This is a genomic window from Micrococcus endophyticus, assembly GCF_014205115.1.
In the GTDB taxonomy this organism is placed as follows: Bacteria; Actinomycetota; Actinomycetes; order Actinomycetales; family Micrococcaceae; genus Micrococcus; species Micrococcus endophyticus.
In genome coordinates this window covers 535939-552325 of the sequence record NZ_JACHMW010000001.1, presented here as the reverse complement: position 1 = coordinate 552325, position 16387 = coordinate 535939, and the positions used below count along the sequence as shown (strand labels likewise).

Sequence of the window (16387 nt, the reverse complement as noted above, 5' to 3'; positions counted from 1 at the left end):
CCGCTCACGCCTCGCGCGTGCCGTCGAGGCGCCGCCCGGTCATCACCAGGAACGCGATCGCCAGGATGGAGCACACGATGAACGAGTCGGCCACGTTGAACACGGCAAAGCGGGGCACCGAGATCATGTCCACCACGTGTCCCTGGCCGAACGACGGCGGCCGGAACAGCCGGTCGGTCAGGTTGCCGAGGACGCCGCCGACGAGCCCGCCGAGGGCCAGGGCCCAGGGCAGGGAGCGCGCCCGGACGATGGCGACGACGGCGGCCACCGCGACGACCGCCTGGATGACGGTGAACACCCAGGTGTGGTCCTCGCCGATCGAGAACGCGGCGCCCGGGTTGAGGATGTAGTGCCAGCGCAGCAGGCCGGGCACCACCGTGACGGAGTCGCCCAGCTCCATGGTGGTCTCCACCCAGAGCTTGGTGAGCTGGTCCAGGGCGTAGGCGAGCACGGCCACGAGCAGCGCGGCCAGCACGACCCGGCGGCGCGCGCCCGGGCCTGCGGCCGGTGCCGGGGCCTCGACGGCGGCGCTCACGCGGGACGCTGGGCCGGCTCGACCCGCTCCTGGGAGCGGATCTCGCGCAGCTGGCCCTCGATGTACGCGGTCAGACGGCTGCGGTAGTCGGTCTCGAAGCCGCGCAGCTGCTCGACCTCGGCCTCCAGGCCGGCCTTGTCCGCGGCGAGCTCCTCCAGCGTGCGGGTCCGGGTTTCCTCGGCCTCGGCCACCAGGGCCTCGGCCCGGGCCTCGGCCTCGGAGATCAGCTCGTCGCGGCGCTGCTCGCCGGCGGCCACGTGCTCGTCGTGGACGCGCTGGGCCATCGCCAGCACGCCGGCGGCCGAGGCGCTGGCCGGGTCGGCGGAGGACGGGGTCGGCTCAACCTCGAGGCCGGGCTCGGCGTCGGCGAGCGCGGCGGGGGCCGGCGACTGCCCGGCATCGACCACGGCGGCGGCGTCCGCGTCGGCCACGGGGGCGTCCACCGCGGCGTCGGCGTCCGGGGCGGCCTCGACGGCCGGGACGGCGCCACCGGCGCGGAGGGCCTCGTTCTCGGCCGTCAGCTGCTCGTTGAGCCCCTGGAGGCGCTTGAGCTCCCCCACGATCTCGTCGAGGAAGTCGTCCACCTCGCCCTGGTCGTATCCCTCGCGGAACTTCGTGGGCTGGAACTGCTTGTTGACCACGTCTTCCCAGGACAGCGCCATGGATCCGTCTCCCTCTTCGTCTCAGGGCCTCGGCGCGCCGGTACGGGGGTGGCGCGACGTTCGAGCGCGCCGCGCCCCGCAGGGCGTCGCGGCTCTCGAGCCGAAGACTATCACCGGGGGTCGGCGCGCTCGGGGCGCGGAGGCCGCCGGGGAGGCTCAGAGGTTTCCGGCGAGCACCAGGACGAGCACGCGCAGCAGCACCACGCCGAGGAAGACCACGAGGAAGGCCACGTCGAGGCCGATCCCGCCGAAGTTGACGGGGGGCACGGCCCGGCGCACGGGTCGCATGAGCGGGTCGGTGACCGCGTACACGGCGCTGGCCGCCACGAGGGCGGCGCCGGTCGGCCGCCAGCGGCGGGCGAAGGACTGGGTGACGTCCAGGACGATCCGCACCGTCAGGGCCGCCAGCACGACGGTGAGGACGATGTAGACGAGGGCGAGGATCAGCTGCACGGGCGCCTCAGTCGCCGTCGTAGGGGTCGCCGGACGCCTCGGCGTCGCCCTGCTCCGTGCCCACCACGTCCACGTTGGCGGGGGTGAGCAGGAACACCTTGCTGGTGATCCGGGAGATCGAGCCGTGCAGGCCGAACACGAGGCCGGCCGCGAAGTCCACGAGGCGCTTGGCCTCGTTCTCGCCGAGCTCCGTGACGTTCATGATCACGGGCATGCCGGAGCGGAACGCCTCGCCGATCGCCTTCGCGTCGTTGTAGGAGCGGGGGTGGACGGTGGAGAGGGTGCTCACGGGGGCTCCTTCGGCCGACGACGCGGCGGCTCGCTTGATGGGGGTGACCGGGGCCCGGTAGCCCGGGTCGACCGGCTCGGGACGGGAGGGGCGCCGGGGCTCGGCCGGCTCGGCGGGCGCGGCCGCGGTGGACCCGGACGGCGCCGGGGACTCGGCGCGCTCGACACGCTCGGGGCGCACGACGGTCGCGGAGCGCACCGGTTCCATGCTCGGGTCGGTGTCGGGCTCCGCGGCACGGCGCGCCTCGACGACGTCCCGCCGCTCGGCGGCGTCGCGCTCAGCGGCGCGCTGCTGCTCGTCGTACTCCTCGCCGTCGGCGAGGCCGAGGTAGATCATCGTCTTCTTCAGGGCACCAGCCATGGATCTTCCTTCGCCACGTCCTCGGGCCCCCACTGCCGGGGGCCGCCGTCGTTCGTCCTCGGTGCGTGTGCGTCCGCACGGTCCGGGCGCGTCCCGCGGGGACGCGCGGGGTCCAGGCTAGCCCACTGCGGGGCGGGCCCCCAGGACGTCGGATCCGATCCGCACCTGTGTCGCCCCCGCCCGGACCGCGGCCTCGAGGTCCGCGCTCATCCCCATGGACAGGGTCGAGGCGTCCGGGTGCGCGCGGCGCAGCTCCTCGCCGAGGGCGGCGAGCCGGCGGAAGGAGGCCTCGGGGTCGAGGCCGCGCGGAGCGACGCACATCAGCCCGCCCAGGCGCAGACCGGGCAGCGCCGCGATCGCGGCGGCCAGCGCAGGGACGTCCTCGGGGGCCGCTCCTCCGCGGGGGCCGATGCCCTCCGGCCGGTCCTCGTCGGCGCGGTCGTCCACGTCCACCTGCACGAGGCACTCGAGGTCGGGGACCTCGACGCCGGGCTCGCGCTCCCGGCGCAGCACGAGCGCCCGCGAGAGGGCCTCGGCGAGCTCGGGGCGGTCCACGGACTCCACGACCGACGCGTAGCGCACGGCGTGCTTGGCCTTGTTGGTCTGCAGCTGGCCGATGAAGTGCCAGCGGGGGGCGGCGTCGCCCAGGGCCTCGGCGACGGCGGCCGCCTTCGGCCGGGCCTCCTGGTCGCGGTTCTCCCCCACCGCGGCGACGCCCAGCCCGGCCAGGCGCACGACGTCCTCGGCCGGGTGGGTCTTGGTCACCACCACGAGCGCGGGCTCGTCGGCACGGCCGGCCTCGCGGGCGGCGCGGGCGATCCGCTCGCGCACGGCCGCCAACCCGGCGGCGATCTCCCGCGTGCGGGCCTCGGCCGCCGCGTCGTCGGGGGTCGGGTGCTGCTCCGGGGTGCTCATGCCGCTCCTGTCGGGGTCGATGCGTCCTCGTCCGCGCGCCAGACGAGGCCGGCGAACCGCCCCTGCCCGGGGGCGCGCCGGTGAGAGAACAGGCGCTCGTCCTCCAGCGTGCAGGCCTGGACGACGGCGACGTCGGCGCCGCGCCCGCGCAGGATCGCGACGGCACCGGCCGGCAGGTCGAGGCCGGGGGTGCCCCACGCGGTGGTCGCGGCCGTGGCGGGCACGCGCTCGGCCGCCTCGGCGCGCATCTGCTCGGGCACCTCGTAGCACCGCCCGCACACGCCCGGGCCGATCCAGGCCCGCAGGCCGGGGGCGTCGCGGCGCTCCGCGGGGCGCAGGGACAGGAGGCGGTCCACGGTGGCCTCGAGGACGCCATCGAGCAGGCCGCGGCGCCCGGCGTGGGCCACCGCGGTCGCGCCGGTGGCCTCGTCCACGAGGACGACGGGCAGGCAGTCCGCGACCATCACCGCGAGGGTGCGGCCCCCGTCACGGCTCACGGCGGCGTCGGCCGTCGGCCCGGCCTCCTCGCCCCAGCCGGGGCCGTCGGCCCACACCGCGTCGGCGGAGTGCACCTGGTCCAGGTAGAGGGTCGAGCCCTCGGGCACGCCCATGGCCCGCTCGAGGCCACGGCGGGCCTCGCCCACCGCGCGGCGGCCCGCGGCGTCCTCGTCGGCCACCACGTGCAGGCCCAGGTTGCCGGCGGCCACGCCAGACCAGGCCACGTGCACGGTCCCACCGGCCGTGGCGACGGCCTCCCGGTGCACGAAGGGGCCGGCCGGGACCGGCACGGTCCCGACCGGCCCCTCCGCGGCCGTCACTTCAGGAAGTCCGGGACGTCCAGGTCCGAGGACCCGGCGCCGAGGTCCGGCTCCACCACGGTGGGCAGGTCCTGCTGGCGGCGCTGCTCGGGCTGCTGCGGCTGCTGCGGCGCCAGCGGCACGGTGCCGCGGACGGACTGCGGCTGGACCTGCTGCGGCTGCTCCTGCTGCGCGGGCTGCGCCTGGTGCTGCTGCGGCGCGGGCGCCTGCTGCTGCGGCTGGGCCTGCTGCGCGGGGCGCTGCGGGGCCTGCTGGAACTGCCCGGCCTGCGGCGAGGCGGGGGCCGAGGTGGCGTCGACCTTGTCGAAGCCGGCGGCGATGACGGTCACGCGGACCTCGTCGCCCAGGGCGTCGTCGATGACGGCGCCGAAGATGATGTTGGCCTCGGGGTGCGCGACCTCCTGGACCAGGCGGGCGGCCTCGTTGATCTCGAAGAGGCCGAGGTCGGAGCCGCCCTGGATGGAGAGCAGCACGCCGTAGGCGCCGTCGATGGAGGCCTCGAGCAGCGGCGAGGCGATCGCCAGCTCGGCGGCCTTGACGGCGCGGTCCTCGCCCTGGGCGTGGCCGATGCCCATGAGGGCGGAGCCGGCGCCCTGCATGACGGACTTCACGTCCGCGAAGTCGAGGTTGATCAGGCCCGGGGTGGTGATGAGGTCGGTGATGCCCTGCACGCCCGAGAGAAGCACCTGGTCCGCCTGGCGGAAGGCGTCCATGACGGACACGTTGCGGTCCGAGATGGAGAGCAGGCGGTCGTTCGGGATGACGATCAGCGTGTCGACCTCGTCGCGCAGCGCGTCGATGCCGGCCTCGGCCGAGCCGGCGCGGCGGCGGCCCTCGAACGTGAACGGACGGGTGACGACGCCGATGGTCAGCGCGCCGAGCGAGCGGGCGATGCGGGCCACGACGGGCGCGCCGCCGGTGCCGGTGCCGCCGCCCTCGCCGGCGGTGACGAAGACCATGTCGGCCCCGCGCAGGACCTCCTCGATCTCCTCGGCGTGGTCCTCGGCGGCCTGGCGGCCCACCTCGGGGTTGGCGCCGGCGCCCAGGCCGCGGGTGAGCTCGCGGCCCACGTCCAGCTTCACGTCCGCGTCCGACATCAGCAGCGCCTGCGCGTCCGTGTTGATGGCGATGAACTCCACGCCGCGGAGCCCCACCTCGATCATGCGGTTCACGGCGTTGACGCCGCCGCCGCCGATGCCGACGACCTTGATGACGGCCAGGTAGTTCTGGGGTGCAGCCACGGTGTCCATTCCCTTTGCTCGGAATCCATGAGGTCAGCGCGAGGCGCCTCGCCTCGACGATCGGCGCCCGCGTCGCACGGGCACCTTCAAGCACAGCGTGAAGCAAGCCTCGCGCGCGTTCGAGGACCACCGTAGTGGCACGGCCCGTCCGCGCGCAAAGAAAACGGCGTGTCCACGCGGAAGAATGACGATCGACCTTCGACCTTCACGTGAGGGTTGCAGCCTGCCCCGCGGGCCGGGTTCGCCCCGACGCATCCGGCGGGCGGCGCCGGAAACCTTCACCCTCACCTTCGACCTGAAGGTCTCTCCCGCTCCGTCGGCGGCCTCAGCGCGTGATCGGCCGGGTCGGCACCGAGACGTCGACCTCCCGGACGCCGCCGGGGCGCGAGCCGTGCCGCTCGTCCTCCAGGAACGCGGTCGCGACCGTGCCCTTGAGCTCCGCGTCCTCGGCGTCGCCCCACACCAGGACCACCCCGTCCCGCAGGCCCAGTCGCACCTGCCCGACCCGGCTCGAGTCCACACTCTCGACCCGCTCGGCCACCGACGCGGGCAGCCCCGCCAGCACGGCGGCGACCTCCTCGCGGTCCCGACGCGGACCGGCGGACAGCTCCTCGGAGAACTCCGGCAGCGACTCCCCCTCGACGCGCTCGGCCGGGACTCCGGCCAGCACGGTGCCGTCGTCCAGGAGCAGGTCGACGCCGGCCTCTCCGTCCCGGCGGGCGCGTGCCTCGTGCTCCCGGACGGCCACCTCCACGCGGGTCGGCGGGTGGGCGACGACGCGGACCTCGGCCACGCCGGGAAGGTCTCCGACCAGCTCGCGCACGGCCGAGGAGCCCACCCGCGGCAGCGGCACCCCGTGCAGGGGCGCCAGGCGCTCCTGCACGGCCTCGGCGGAGACGTGCCGGGTGCCGGTCACGTCCACCTCGTCCACGGCGAGCACCGGCGAGAAGAGCAGGACCCACGCCAGCGCGCCCAGGAGGGCGGCGACGGCGCCCGCGACGGCCCATCGCACGGCCAGCCGCCGGCGCACGCTGCGCCCCGGGAACGGGACCACGGTGGAGCCGGCGGGCGGCTGGGCGGGACCGGCGGGGCGGGGCGGACGGCCCCCGCGGCCGCGGGTCACCGTCCCGCGGCGCCGGGCGCCGCGTCCGGGCCCAGGGCGGCCACGAGGTCCGCGCCGAGGGCCGTGACGTCGCCGGCGCCCATCGTCAGGATGACGTCGCCGGACTCGGCGCCGGCGGCCAGCTCGCGGACGGCGGCGGCCCGGTCCTCGGCCACCGCGCGGTCCGCGTCGGCGGCGGTGGTCAGCCGGCCGGCGATGAGGGAGGAGTCGACGCCCTCCATGGGCTCCTCGCGCGCGGCGTACACGGGCAGCACGCGCACCACGTCCGCCGCGGACAGCGCCGCGGCGAACTCGGCGGCGAACTCGCGGGTCCGGGAGAACAGGTGCGGCTGGAACAGCACGTGCACCCGCCCGTCGCCGGCCACGGCGCGGCCGGCGGAGACCGCCGCCGCCACCTCGGTCGGGTGGTGGGCGTAGTCGTCGAACACCTTGACCCCGCGTCCGGCGCCGCGGAACTCGAAGCGGCGCGCGGTGCCGCGGAACGCCTCGAGCCCGCGCACGGCGTCCTCGAACCCCATGCCGGCCTGCACGGCGGCCAGCGCCACGGCCGCCGCGTTCAGGGCGTTGTGGCGGCCCGGGACCTGCAGGTGCAGCGTCACCTCCGGCCCGGAGGCCAGGCGGAACGTGGCGCGCTGGCCCACGCCGGACTCCCCCGGCTCCACGGCGAGGTCGGTCACCAGCAGGTCGGGTGCCACGCCGTCCCGGGGGCCGGTGCCGTAGGTGAGCACCCGCGCCGCGGCGTGCTCGCGGGCCCAGGCGGCGAGGCCGGCCGCGCCGTCGTCGTCGAGGCAGGCCACGAGGACGCCGCCGGACGCGGCGTCCGGCAGGCCCGCCGCGAAGTCGCGGAACACCTGGTGGACGGCCTCCTCGGTGCCGTAGTGGTCGAGGTGGTCGGCCTCCACGGTGGTGACCACCGCGATCGTGGTCGGGTAGTTGACCAGCGTGCCGTCCGACTCGTCGGCCTCGGCGATGAACCACTCCCCCCGTCCGGCGCGGGCGTTCGTGCCCAGGCCGGCCACGGCGGCGCCCACGGCGAACGTCGGGTCCCAGCCGGCCGAGGCGAACGCCATGGCCGCCATCGAGGAGGTCGTGGTCTTGCCGTGCGTGCCGGCCACCGCGAGCACCCGGTGCCCGCGCATGGCCAGGGCGAGCCCCTCCGAGCGGTGCAGCACCCGCAGGCCGCGGGCCACCGCGGCGTCGTGCTCGGGGTTGCCGGGGCCGGCGATCGAGGAGGCGATCACCGTGGTGACGTCCTCGCCCAGGTGGGCGGCGTCGTAGCCCACGGTGATCCGCGCCCCGGCGGCGGCGAGCTCGCGCATCACCGGCAGGTCCTTGGCGTCGGAGCCGGAGACGGCCACGCCCTGGTCCTGCAGGATGCGGGCCACGCCGGACACGCCGACGCCCCCGATCCCCAGCAGGTGCACGCGGCCCAGCTCGTCGAAGCGGCCCTCGGCCGCGGGGCGGGTCGACTCGTCTCGGCTCATCGCCGGGCTCCTTCCTCGGCGGCCGACCGCACGAGGCCGGCCATGGTCACGTCCGCGTGCCGCACGCCGAAGCGCGCGGCCGCCTCGCCCATGCGCGCCAGGCGCTCCGGGTCGGTGGCGAGCGGGATCAGCTGCCGCTGCACCCAGGCGCGCCCGAAGGCGTCGTCCCGGACCGTCAGGGCGCCCTCCGCCTCGACCACGGGGCGGGCGTTGAGCGCCTGCTCGCCGTTGCCGATGGGCAGGGGGACGTACACGGCGGGCAGACCGACCGCGGAGACCTCGCACACGGTGCCCGCGCCGGAGCGGGCCACGAGGAGGTCGGCGGCGGCGTAGGCCTGCTCCATGCCGTCCAGGTACTCGCGCTGGACGTAGCCCTCGCGCCGGAGCGGGGTGCCGTCGGCCTCGGTGAGGGCCTTGTCCCGGCCGGTCAGGTGGAACACCTGCAGGCCGGCGCCGAGCAGGTCGTCGAGGGAGTCGCGGACGGTGCGGTTCACGGCCAGCGCTCCCGAGCTGCCGCCGGTGACCACCACGGTGGTGCGCCCCAGGTCCAGGCCGAGGGCCGCGCGGGCCGCCCGGCGCTGCGCAGCGCGGTCCAGCCCCGAGATCTCCGGGCGCATCGGCATGCCCACCCAGCGCGCGCCGCGCAGGCGGGTGTCCGGCAGCGCGGTGCCCACGTGGGCCGCGCGCAGGGCGCCGATGCGGTTGGCCAGGCCCGGGCGGGCGTTGGCCTCGTGCACCACCACGGGCACGCCGGCGCGGAAGGCCGCCAGGTACACGGGGGTGGCGACGTAGCCGCCCACGCCCACGACGACGTCCGCCCGGCGCTCGGCCAGGATGCGGCCGGCGGCGGCGACGGCGGCCCGCATCCGGGCAGGGAAGTGCACGACGTCCATCGAGGGCCGGCGCGGCATCGGGACGCGCTCGATCAGGTCCAGCTCGTAGCCGGCCGCGGGGACGAGGCGGGTCTCCATCCCGGAGGCCGTGCCGACCATGGTGCACCGCACCGGGCCGGCGCCGTCGGACTCGAGGGCGCGGGCGATGGCGAGCATGGGCGAGATGTGGCCGGCGGTGCCGCCGCCGGCGAGCACCACGCGCAGCTCTCGGGCGGGATCGGGGGTCTGCGGCATCAGGACTCCTGGGATGCGGGGGCGGGGATCACGGGGAGCGGGTCGGTGTCCCGGTCGTCCGCGTCCGGGCGGGCGTCCGGCTCCTCGGCGCGGCGGCGCTCGTGGCGGGCGAAGGCCAGCACGATGCCCACCGCGGTCAGGGACAGGGTCAGCGCGGAACCACCATAGGAGATGAACGGCAGCGGCACGCCCACCACGGGGATGACGCCCGAGACCATGGCGATGTTCACGAACGCCTGGCCCACGAGCCAGGCCATGATGCCCCACGTGGCCAGCCGGATGAACGGGGACGTGGTGCCCGCGGCCACGCGGTACATGCCCACGGCCAGGGCCAGGTAGGCCAGCAGGACGCCGAGCGTGCCCACGAGCCCGAGCTCCTCGCCGAGGATGGTGAAGATGAAGTCGTTCTCCGCCTCGGGGATGTAGCTCCACTTCTGGCGGGACTGCCCCAGGCCGGCGCCCCACCAGCCGCCCGAGGCGAGCGCGTACATGCCGTGGTCCGGCTGGAAGCAGGGGTCCGAGGCGTCCGAGCAGTCGCCCAGCCAGGCCTGCACGCGGACCATGCGGTGCGGGGCCAGCAGCGTCAGGGCGATCGCGCCCACGACGGTCACGGCGGAGAAGGCGATGAACACCCCGCGGTGGGTGCCGGCCACGAAGAGCACCGCCGCGAGCACGAGGGCCAGGATGATGGCCGTGCCGAGGTCGCTGCCCGCCATCACGAGCCCGATCAGCAGCAGGCCGCCGGGCAGCACGGGCACGAGCGCGTGCCGCACCTGCGTGACCAGCCGGTGCTTGCGCTCCAGGACGGCCGCCGCCCACAGGGCCAGCGCCAGCTTCGCGGCCTCGGAGGGCTGCATGCGGAACCCGCCGATCCCCAGCCAGTTGGTGTTGCCGCCCACCGTGACGCCCAGCGGGGTGAACGCCACGAGGGAGAGCAGCACCACCGCCAGCCCGAACGCGGGCCATGCGAGGGCCTTGATCCAGCCGATCGGCAGGCGCGAGAAGAGGAGCAGGGCCGCCAGGCCGGCGACCGCCCACATGGTCTGGCGCAGGAACAGCCCGTAGGAGCCGCCGCCGGTGCCGATCGCCTCCACGGACGAGGAGGAGAGCACCATCACCAGGCCCAGTGCCGTCAGCAGGAAGGTGCTGCCGCCGATGAGCAGGACGGACAGGTCCAGGGCGCGGCGGCCCTCCACGAGCCGCCACAGCCGCTGCAGCGGGCGCGAGCGCGCCTCGGTCTCCTCCTCGTCCGCCGGCGTGCGGACCGGATGCAGCTCGGTCGGGGACATGGTCCTCCTCACGGGGGAAGCGGGGCGGCGGTCGGACGGTCGGGGTCGGTCGGGCGGGGTCAGGGGGCGGCGGTGCCTGCGTCCGTGTCCCAGCCGTGCTCGCGCATCAGGGCGGCGACGGCGTCGATGAACGCCTCGCCGCGCTGGGCGTAGGAGCGGAACTGGTCCATGGAGGCGGCCGCGGGGGCCATGAGGACGGTGTCGCCGGGGCGGGCGAGCCCGTCGGCCACGCGCACGGCCTCGGCCATCACGGCGGCGCCGTCGGCCGGGCCCGTCCCGTCGGCGTCCGCCAGCGGGGCGTGCACGGGCACGTCCGGGGCGTGCGCGGCCAGGGCCGAGCGCAGGGCGGAGGCGTCCGTCCCGAGCAGGACCACGGCGCGGAGGCGGTGGGCGTGGGCGCCCACGAGCTCCTCGTAGGTGACGCCCTTGGGCAGCCCGCCGGCGATCCACACCACGGAGGTGAAGGCGGCCAGCGAGGCGTCGGCGGCGTGCGGGTTGGTGGCCTTGGAGTCGTTGACCCACATGACGTCGCGGGAGGTCGCCACGAGCTGGATGCGGTGCTCGCCGCGGTCGTAGGAGCGCAGGCCCTCGGCCACGGCGGCCGGCGCGACGCCGACGGCGCGGGTGAGCGCGGCCGCGGCGGCCGCGTTGGCCATGGTGTGCCGCGGGGCCACGGGGCCGAGATCGGTGCGCTCGGCGAGGGCGATCGCCTCGTGACGCCGGTTCTCGGTGAAGGCGCGGTCCACGAGGATCCCGTCCACGACGCCGACGTCGGACAGGCCCGGGGTGTCGGTGGTGAACCCGACGGCCCGGCAGCCCTCCTGGACGTCCGCCCGCTCCACGAGCGTGCGGGTCACGGGGTCGTGCTCGTTGAAGACGCAGGCCACGCGGGTGTTCTCGTACACCTTGCCCTTCGCCGCGGCGTACTCCTCCATGGAGCCGTGCCAGTCGACGTGGTCCTCGGCCAGGTTGAGCACCGCCGACGAGGCGGGGGCGACGCGGTGGGTCCAGTGCAGCTGGAAGCTGGAGAGCTCGAGGGCGAGGACGTCGTAGCCCTCGGGGTCGCGGATGGCGTCGAGCACGGGGGTGCCGACGTTGCCGCACGCGATCGCCCGGCGGCCGTCCGCCCGCAGGATCGCCTCGACCATGGTCACTGTGGTGGTCTTGCCGTTGGTGCCGGTCAGGCACACCCAGTCGGCGGTCGGCCGGCCGGCGCGCTCGCGCACCCGCCAGGCCAGCTCCACGTCCGACCAGATCGGCAGGCCGGCGGCGTGCGCGGCCATCAGCAGCGGCTGGTCCGGGCGCCAGCCCGGGGAGGTCACCACGAGCTCGGCGGGGGCGCCTTCGACCTCGGGCAGGGAGCGCGTGGCCGCGGCGTCCAGGAGGACCTCGTGCACCCCCACGATCCGCAGGGTCTCGGCGCGCGCCTGGTTCTCGGGGCCGTCGTTGCCGTCCACGACCACGACGACGGCGCCCAGCTCGGCCAGCGTGTCCGCCACCGAGAACCCGGTGACGCCCAGGCCGGCGACGACGACGCGCAGGCCCGCCCAGCCCTCGGCGTCCCAGGAGGTCAGCGCGGCGGTGCGCCCGGTGTCGGCGAGCGGGCGGCGCACCGGCGCGAGGGCGGTGTTCTCGGAGGCGCTCACGGGGTCACCCCCGCGAGGCCGCCCTGGCGCACGATCCACTCGCCGTAGAACACGGCGAGCCCGGCGATGACGCACATCAGGGACACGAGCCAGAAGCGGACCACCACGGTCACCTCGGCCCAGCCCTTGAGCTCGAAGTGGTGCTGCAGCGGCGCCATGAGGAACACGCGCTTGCCGCCGGAGATCCGGAACCAGCCCACCTGGACGATCACGGAGACGGTGATGGCGACCATCAGGCCGGCCAGGAGCACCACGAGCAGCTCCGTGCGGGAGAGGATCGCGAAGCCGGCGAGCGCGCCGCCGAGTCCGAGGGAGCCGGTGTCGCCCATGAAGATCTTCGCGGGCGAGGTGTTCCACCACAGGAAGCCCAGCAGGGAGCCGGTGAGGATCGCGCCGAGGAGGGCGAGGTCCATGGGGTCGCGGACCTCGTAGCAGCCCGGCTCGTCCACGAGGGAGCAGGCCTGGCTGGACTGGAAGATGGACATCAGCACGTAGGCGCCGGTGATCATGGCGGTGGCGCCGGTGGCCAGGCCGTCGAGGCCGTCCGTGAGGTTGACGGCGTTGGTGGTGGCGGTGGTGATGAGGTTGGACCAGATCACGAAGAGGATCAGCCCCACCACGGGGCCGGCGAAGGCCAGGTCCAGCCACGGCACGTCGCGGGCGAAGGAGATGGTGGTCGAGGCCGGGGTCAGCCCCCGGTCGTCCGGGAAGTTCAGGGCGAGGACGGCGAACGCCGTGCCGATCAGCCCCTGCAGGATGATCTTGCCGCGCGGGGTGAGGCCGAGCGACTGCTGCTTGGTGATCTTGGTGAAGTCGTCCACGAACCCGACGAACGCCATGCCCACGGTGAGGAACAGCAGGATCAGCCCGGACGCCGTCGGACCGCCGAAGCCCACTCCCAGCAGGGCCAGGATGCCGTGGGTCAGCAGGTAGGCGAGCACGAACGCGCCGATGATGACCGCACCGCCCATGGTGGGCGTGCCCCGCTTGGTCTTGTGGGTGGTGGGGCCGTCGTCGCGGACGAACTGGCCGTACCCCCGCTTGACGAGGAACCGGATGAACAGCGGGGTGCCGGCGGCCGAGAGGACCAGGCCGAGCACGCCGCCGATGAGCAGTCCGATCACGGTCGGGACTCCTTCGGGCAGGCGGACGGGGCGGGGGCGGGGTCGGAGGCCCCGGCCGTGGCGAGGCGCTCGCCGAGGGCGGCCAGCCCGACGCCGTTGGAGGACTTCACGAGGACCAGGTCACCCGGGGCGAGGTGCTCGGCGAGGAACTCCTCGGCCTGCGCCGCGTCCTCGACGAAGTGGGCTTCGTCCCCCCAGCTGCCCTCGTTGAGGGCGCCGATGTAGAGGGGCCGGGCCCCGGCCCCCACCACGAGGAGCTGGGCGATGTTCAGCCGCACGACGGACTCGCCCACGAGGGTGTGCTCGCGCACGCGCGCGTCCCCGAGCTCGAGCATCTCGCCGAGCACGGCCCAGGTGCGCCGGCCGCTGGAGCGGCCCAGGGTGGCCAGGGTGCGCAGGGCGGCGCGCATGGACTCGGGGTTGGCGTTGTAGGCGTCGTTGATGATCGTGACGCCGTCCGGCCGGTCCGTGCGCTCCATGCGGAAGCGGCTGGTCGGGCCGAGGCCGTCCAGGACCCGGGCGACGTCCGCCGGCGCCATGCCCGCGGCGTGGGCCGCGGCGGCCGCGGCGAGCACGTTGTGGGCGTGGTGCAGGCCGGTCAGGCCGGAGGTGAGCGGGTGGCGGGGCGCGTCCGCGTCGGCGCCGATCTGCAGGTCGAAGGCGGCCCGCTCGTGGTCGTCGGCGTGCAGCCCGCGCGCGGCGACGAGGCCGGCGGCGCGCCCGGCGGCGACGTCCTGGGCGGCGCGGGCGGCGCCCGCCTCGTCGGCGGTGAACCAGGTGACGGGGGCCTGGGCGCGGGAGGCCATGGCGGCCACCCGGTCGTCGTCGAGATTGAGGATGACGGCGCCCTCGGGGCCCACGGCCTCCGCGAGCTCGCCCTTGGTGGCGGCGATGTTCGCCACGCCGCCGAAGCTGCCCGCGTGCGCGGTGCCCACCATGAGGACGACGCCCACGTCCGGGCGCACGATGTCGCACAGGTAGGCGATGTTGCCCACGTGGTCCGCGCCCATCTCCACCACGAGGTAGCGGGTCTCGAGCTCGGCCCGGAAGACGGTCAGCGGCACGCCGACCTCGCCGTTGTAGGAGCCCACGGGCGCCACGGTGGGGCCCTGGGTGGCCAGCAGGGCGGCCAGCAGGTCCTTCGTGGTGGTCTTGCCCGCCGAGCCGGTGATGCCGATGACGGTGGTCGGCGAGTGCTCCCGGATGCGGCGCACGACCTCGCGGGCGAGGGCGCCCATGGCCAGGACCGCGTCCTCCACCACGATCGAGGGGTGCTCGGCGCCGTCGGGCGCCTGCGTGGGTCGCTCGGCGAGCACGGCGACGGCGCCGGCGGCCAGGGCGGCATCGATGAAGTCGTGGCCGTCGGCCCGCTCCCCCGGCTTGGCGACGTAGAGGGTCCCCTCGGCCGCGACCTCGCGGGAGTCGGGGGTGACGTGGACCAGCACGGTCTGCGGGTCGAGGGCGGGCGAGAGCGTGCCGGACACGGCCTCGGCGATCTGGGCGGCGGTGAGAGCGATCATGACTCGTCGACCTTACCCCCGCGCGGCGCGCCGGAGCCCGGGTCCGCGGCCCGCGGCGGGGCCGCGGCGGCGCGCGCCGCGAGGGCCTCGCGCAGGGCCTGCCGGTCGTCCAGGGGCACGAGCTCGCCGTCGTAGTCCATGGTGGTCTCGTGTCCGCGGCCGGCCACGAGGATGCCGTCCTGCGGCGCGGCCAGCTCCGCGGCGCGGCGGATGGCCTCAGCCCGGTCGGCGACCTCCTCCACGAGGACCGTGCGGCCCTCGGCCTGCAGGAGGCGCGCGGCCTCGGCGCGGGCGCCCTCGAGGATCTGCGCGCGGATGGGGGCGGGGTCCTCGGTGTGCGGGGTGTCGTCCGTGACGATCACCACGTCCGCGGCGCGGGCGGCGATCTCGCCCATGATCGGGCGCTTCTCGCGGTCGCGGTCCCCGGCGGAGCCGAAGACGATCAGCGTGCGCCCGGAGCGGCCGGCCGCCTCACGGGCGTCGGCGAGGGAGCGCAGCGCCTGCACCATCCCGTCCGGGTTGTGCGCGAAGTCCACGACGGCGTCCGGGGCCCGGCCCACGACCTCCATGCGCCCGGGCACGGCGGCGGCGAGGGGGCCCTCGCCCGCGGGCACGTCGAGCACGGCGGCGAGCGCGTCGAGGTGCTCCTCCCCCACGGCGTGCAGCACGAGGAGCACGGCCAGGGCGGCGTTGGCCACGTTGAACCGGCCGGGCAGGCCGACGGAGGCCCGCAGCGCGCGGCCGGTGGCGCCGTGGCGCAGCGTGAAGCGGTGGCCCAGGCCGTCCGGGACCAGCTCGGCGATCTCCCAGTCGGCCCGGAAGTCCGGGTCCTCCTCGGCCAGGGCGCCCGGGTGCGGGGCGGCGGGGCCCAGGGCCAGGGTGGTGACCGGCGTGCGCACGGCGCGGGCCATGGCCAGGCCCCAGCGCGGGCCCGCGCCGCCGTCCACCGTGATGACGGCGCGGGCGGTGCGCTCCGGGTCGAACAGCCCGGCCTTGGCCTCGAAGTACTCCTCCATGGACCCGTGCATGTCCAGGTGGTCCCGCGTCAGGTTCGTGAAGCCGGCCACCGCGTAGCGCAGCCCGGCGATCCGCTGGTAGGCCACGGCGTGGGAGGAGACCTCCATGACCGCCGTGTCCACCTGCTCCTCGCGCATGAGCGCCATGAGGGCGTGGAGCTGGGTCGACTCGGGGGTCGTGAGGGTGGAGGGCACCTCCCGGCCGCCGGCGCGAATGAGGATGGTCCCGATGACGCCGGAGCGGCGGTCGAGGGCCTCGAGGAGGGCGGCGGCGAGGAAGCTCGTCGTCGTCTTGCCGTTGGTGCCCGTGATGCCGATCAGGCGGGGCCCGGCATCCTGCCCGCCGCCGTACACGCGGGCGGCGACGACGCCGGCGGCGGTGCGCACCGAGTCGACCTCGATCACGGCGGAGCCGTCCAGGCCCTGCTCCGCGAGCCGCGCGCGGCCCTCGGCGTCGGTCAGCACGCCGGCCGCGCCGGCCTCGACCGCGGCCCGGGCGAAGTCCGCCCCGTGGGAGCGGGCGCCCGGCACCGCCACATAGAGGTCGCCGGGGCGCACGACGCGCGAGTCGAGGCACGCGCCGGTCACGCCGGCCGCGGGGCCCCGGCCGTGGGTCCGGGCGGCCACGCCGGCCGCCTGCAGGGCGCGGGTCAGCTCGTCCCACGGCGTGGCCGGCGTCCGGGAGGGCCGGAAGGCGGCGTCCTGCTGGGCGGGCGTCAGCGGCTCCGGCTGCGCGGGCTGGCTGCTCATGCGGTGCTCCTGGGGGCTGGGCGGCGGGCTCGGAG

Annotated in this window: 15 protein-coding genes; all 15 read right to left on the bottom strand. The window is 75.9% G+C overall.

Annotated elements, in window-relative coordinates; genetic code table 11:
- Window positions 1-4 precede the first annotated feature (4 nt).
- Window positions 5-475, bottom strand: coding sequence for a signal peptidase II (gene lspA, locus HDA33_RS02555; protein ID WP_184173732.1), 471 nt, complete (start codon window positions 473-475; stop codon window positions 5-7).
- Between the two features lie 56 nt (window positions 476-531).
- Entirely contained in the window at window positions 532-1197 is a 666-nt protein-coding gene (locus tag HDA33_RS02550) for a DivIVA domain-containing protein (protein WP_184170585.1), read from the bottom strand.
- A 156-nt stretch (window positions 1198-1353) separates the two neighbouring features.
- Window positions 1354-1650: a YggT family protein gene (locus HDA33_RS02545; RefSeq protein WP_184170583.1), complete on the bottom strand. Its 297-nt coding sequence runs from the start codon at window positions 1648-1650 to the stop codon at window positions 1354-1356.
- Window positions 1651-1657: 7 nt separating this feature from the next.
- Window positions 1658-2299 (bottom strand): cell division protein SepF, encoded by a 642-nt coding sequence (locus tag HDA33_RS02540; RefSeq protein WP_184170580.1) that lies wholly within the window; start codon window positions 2297-2299, stop codon window positions 1658-1660.
- 117 nt (window positions 2300-2416) lie between these two features.
- Entirely contained in the window at window positions 2417-3214 is a 798-nt protein-coding gene (locus HDA33_RS02535; protein ID WP_184170577.1) for a YggS family pyridoxal phosphate-dependent enzyme, read from the bottom strand.
- Window positions 3211-4032: a laccase domain-containing protein gene (locus tag HDA33_RS02530; RefSeq protein ID WP_184170573.1), complete on the bottom strand. Its 822-nt coding sequence runs from the start codon at window positions 4030-4032 to the stop codon at window positions 3211-3213. Before HDA33_RS02530 ends, HDA33_RS02535 begins: the two co-directional genes overlap by 4 nt.
- Window positions 4029-5273 (bottom strand): cell division protein FtsZ, encoded by a 1245-nt coding sequence (gene ftsZ / locus HDA33_RS02525; protein WP_184170570.1) that lies wholly within the window; start codon window positions 5271-5273, stop codon window positions 4029-4031. Before ftsZ ends, HDA33_RS02530 begins: the two co-directional genes overlap by 4 nt.
- Before the next feature lie 325 nt (window positions 5274-5598).
- Complete coding sequence (locus tag HDA33_RS02520; protein ID WP_184170567.1) at window positions 5599-6327, bottom strand: cell division protein FtsQ/DivIB; 729 nt, start codon at window positions 6325-6327, stop codon at window positions 5599-5601.
- A 65-nt stretch (window positions 6328-6392) separates the two neighbouring features.
- On the bottom strand, window positions 6393-7880 hold the full coding sequence (gene murC, locus HDA33_RS02515) for a UDP-N-acetylmuramate--L-alanine ligase (RefSeq protein ID WP_184170564.1): 1488 nt from the start codon (window positions 7878-7880) through the stop codon (window positions 6393-6395).
- Entirely contained in the window at window positions 7877-9007 is a 1131-nt protein-coding gene (gene murG / locus HDA33_RS02510) for an undecaprenyldiphospho-muramoylpentapeptide beta-N-acetylglucosaminyltransferase (RefSeq protein WP_184170561.1), read from the bottom strand. Before murG ends, murC begins: the two co-directional genes overlap by 4 nt.
- The gene (gene ftsW / locus HDA33_RS02505; RefSeq protein WP_184170558.1) at window positions 9007-10296 is read right to left on the bottom strand and encodes a putative lipid II flippase FtsW; all 1290 of its coding nucleotides are present in this window, start codon (window positions 10294-10296) and stop codon (window positions 9007-9009) included. The genes murG and ftsW overlap by 1 nt, the downstream gene beginning before the upstream one ends.
- A 59-nt stretch (window positions 10297-10355) precedes the next feature.
- Window positions 10356-11942, bottom strand: coding sequence for a UDP-N-acetylmuramoyl-L-alanine--D-glutamate ligase (murD, locus tag HDA33_RS02500; RefSeq protein ID WP_338104230.1), 1587 nt, complete (start codon window positions 11940-11942; stop codon window positions 10356-10358).
- On the bottom strand, window positions 11939-13066 hold the full coding sequence (gene mraY, locus HDA33_RS02495) for a phospho-N-acetylmuramoyl-pentapeptide-transferase (RefSeq protein WP_184170555.1): 1128 nt from the start codon (window positions 13064-13066) through the stop codon (window positions 11939-11941). Before mraY ends, murD begins: the two co-directional genes overlap by 4 nt.
- Window positions 13063-14586, bottom strand: coding sequence for a UDP-N-acetylmuramoyl-tripeptide--D-alanyl-D-alanine ligase (locus tag HDA33_RS02490; RefSeq protein ID WP_184170553.1), 1524 nt, complete (start codon window positions 14584-14586; stop codon window positions 13063-13065). The genes mraY and HDA33_RS02490 overlap by 4 nt, the downstream gene beginning before the upstream one ends.
- Window positions 14583-16352, bottom strand: coding sequence for a Mur ligase family protein (locus HDA33_RS02485; RefSeq protein WP_184170550.1), 1770 nt, complete (start codon window positions 16350-16352; stop codon window positions 14583-14585). Before HDA33_RS02485 ends, HDA33_RS02490 begins: the two co-directional genes overlap by 4 nt.
- Window positions 16353-16387: the final 35 nt, after the last annotated feature.

What these genes read in the sequence shown, in the direction of transcription:
- murC (WP_184170564.1), bottom strand. Translation starts at nt 7,880, where the DNA reads ATGAGCCGAGACGAGTCGACCCGCCCCGCGGCCGAGGGCCGCTTCGAC.
- HDA33_RS02535 (WP_184170577.1), bottom strand. Translation starts at nt 3,214, where the DNA reads ATGAGCACCCCGGAGCAGCACCCGACCCCCGACGACGCGGCGGCCGAG.
- HDA33_RS02485 (WP_184170550.1), bottom strand. Translation starts at nt 16,352, where the DNA reads ATGAGCAGCCAGCCCGCGCAGCCGGAGCCGCTGACGCCCGCCCAGCAG.
- HDA33_RS02540 (WP_184170580.1), bottom strand. Translation starts at nt 2,299, where the DNA reads ATGGCTGGTGCCCTGAAGAAGACGATGATCTACCTCGGCCTCGCCGAC.
- HDA33_RS02550 (WP_184170585.1), bottom strand. Translation starts at nt 1,197, where the DNA reads ATGGCGCTGTCCTGGGAAGACGTGGTCAACAAGCAGTTCCAGCCCACG.
- ftsW (WP_184170558.1), bottom strand. Translation starts at nt 10,296, where the DNA reads ATGTCCCCGACCGAGCTGCATCCGGTCCGCACGCCGGCGGACGAGGAG.
- murG (WP_184170561.1), bottom strand. Translation starts at nt 9,007, where the DNA reads ATGCCGCAGACCCCCGATCCCGCCCGAGAGCTGCGCGTGGTGCTCGCC.
- HDA33_RS02490 (WP_184170553.1), bottom strand. Translation starts at nt 14,586, where the DNA reads ATGATCGCTCTCACCGCCGCCCAGATCGCCGAGGCCGTGTCCGGCACG.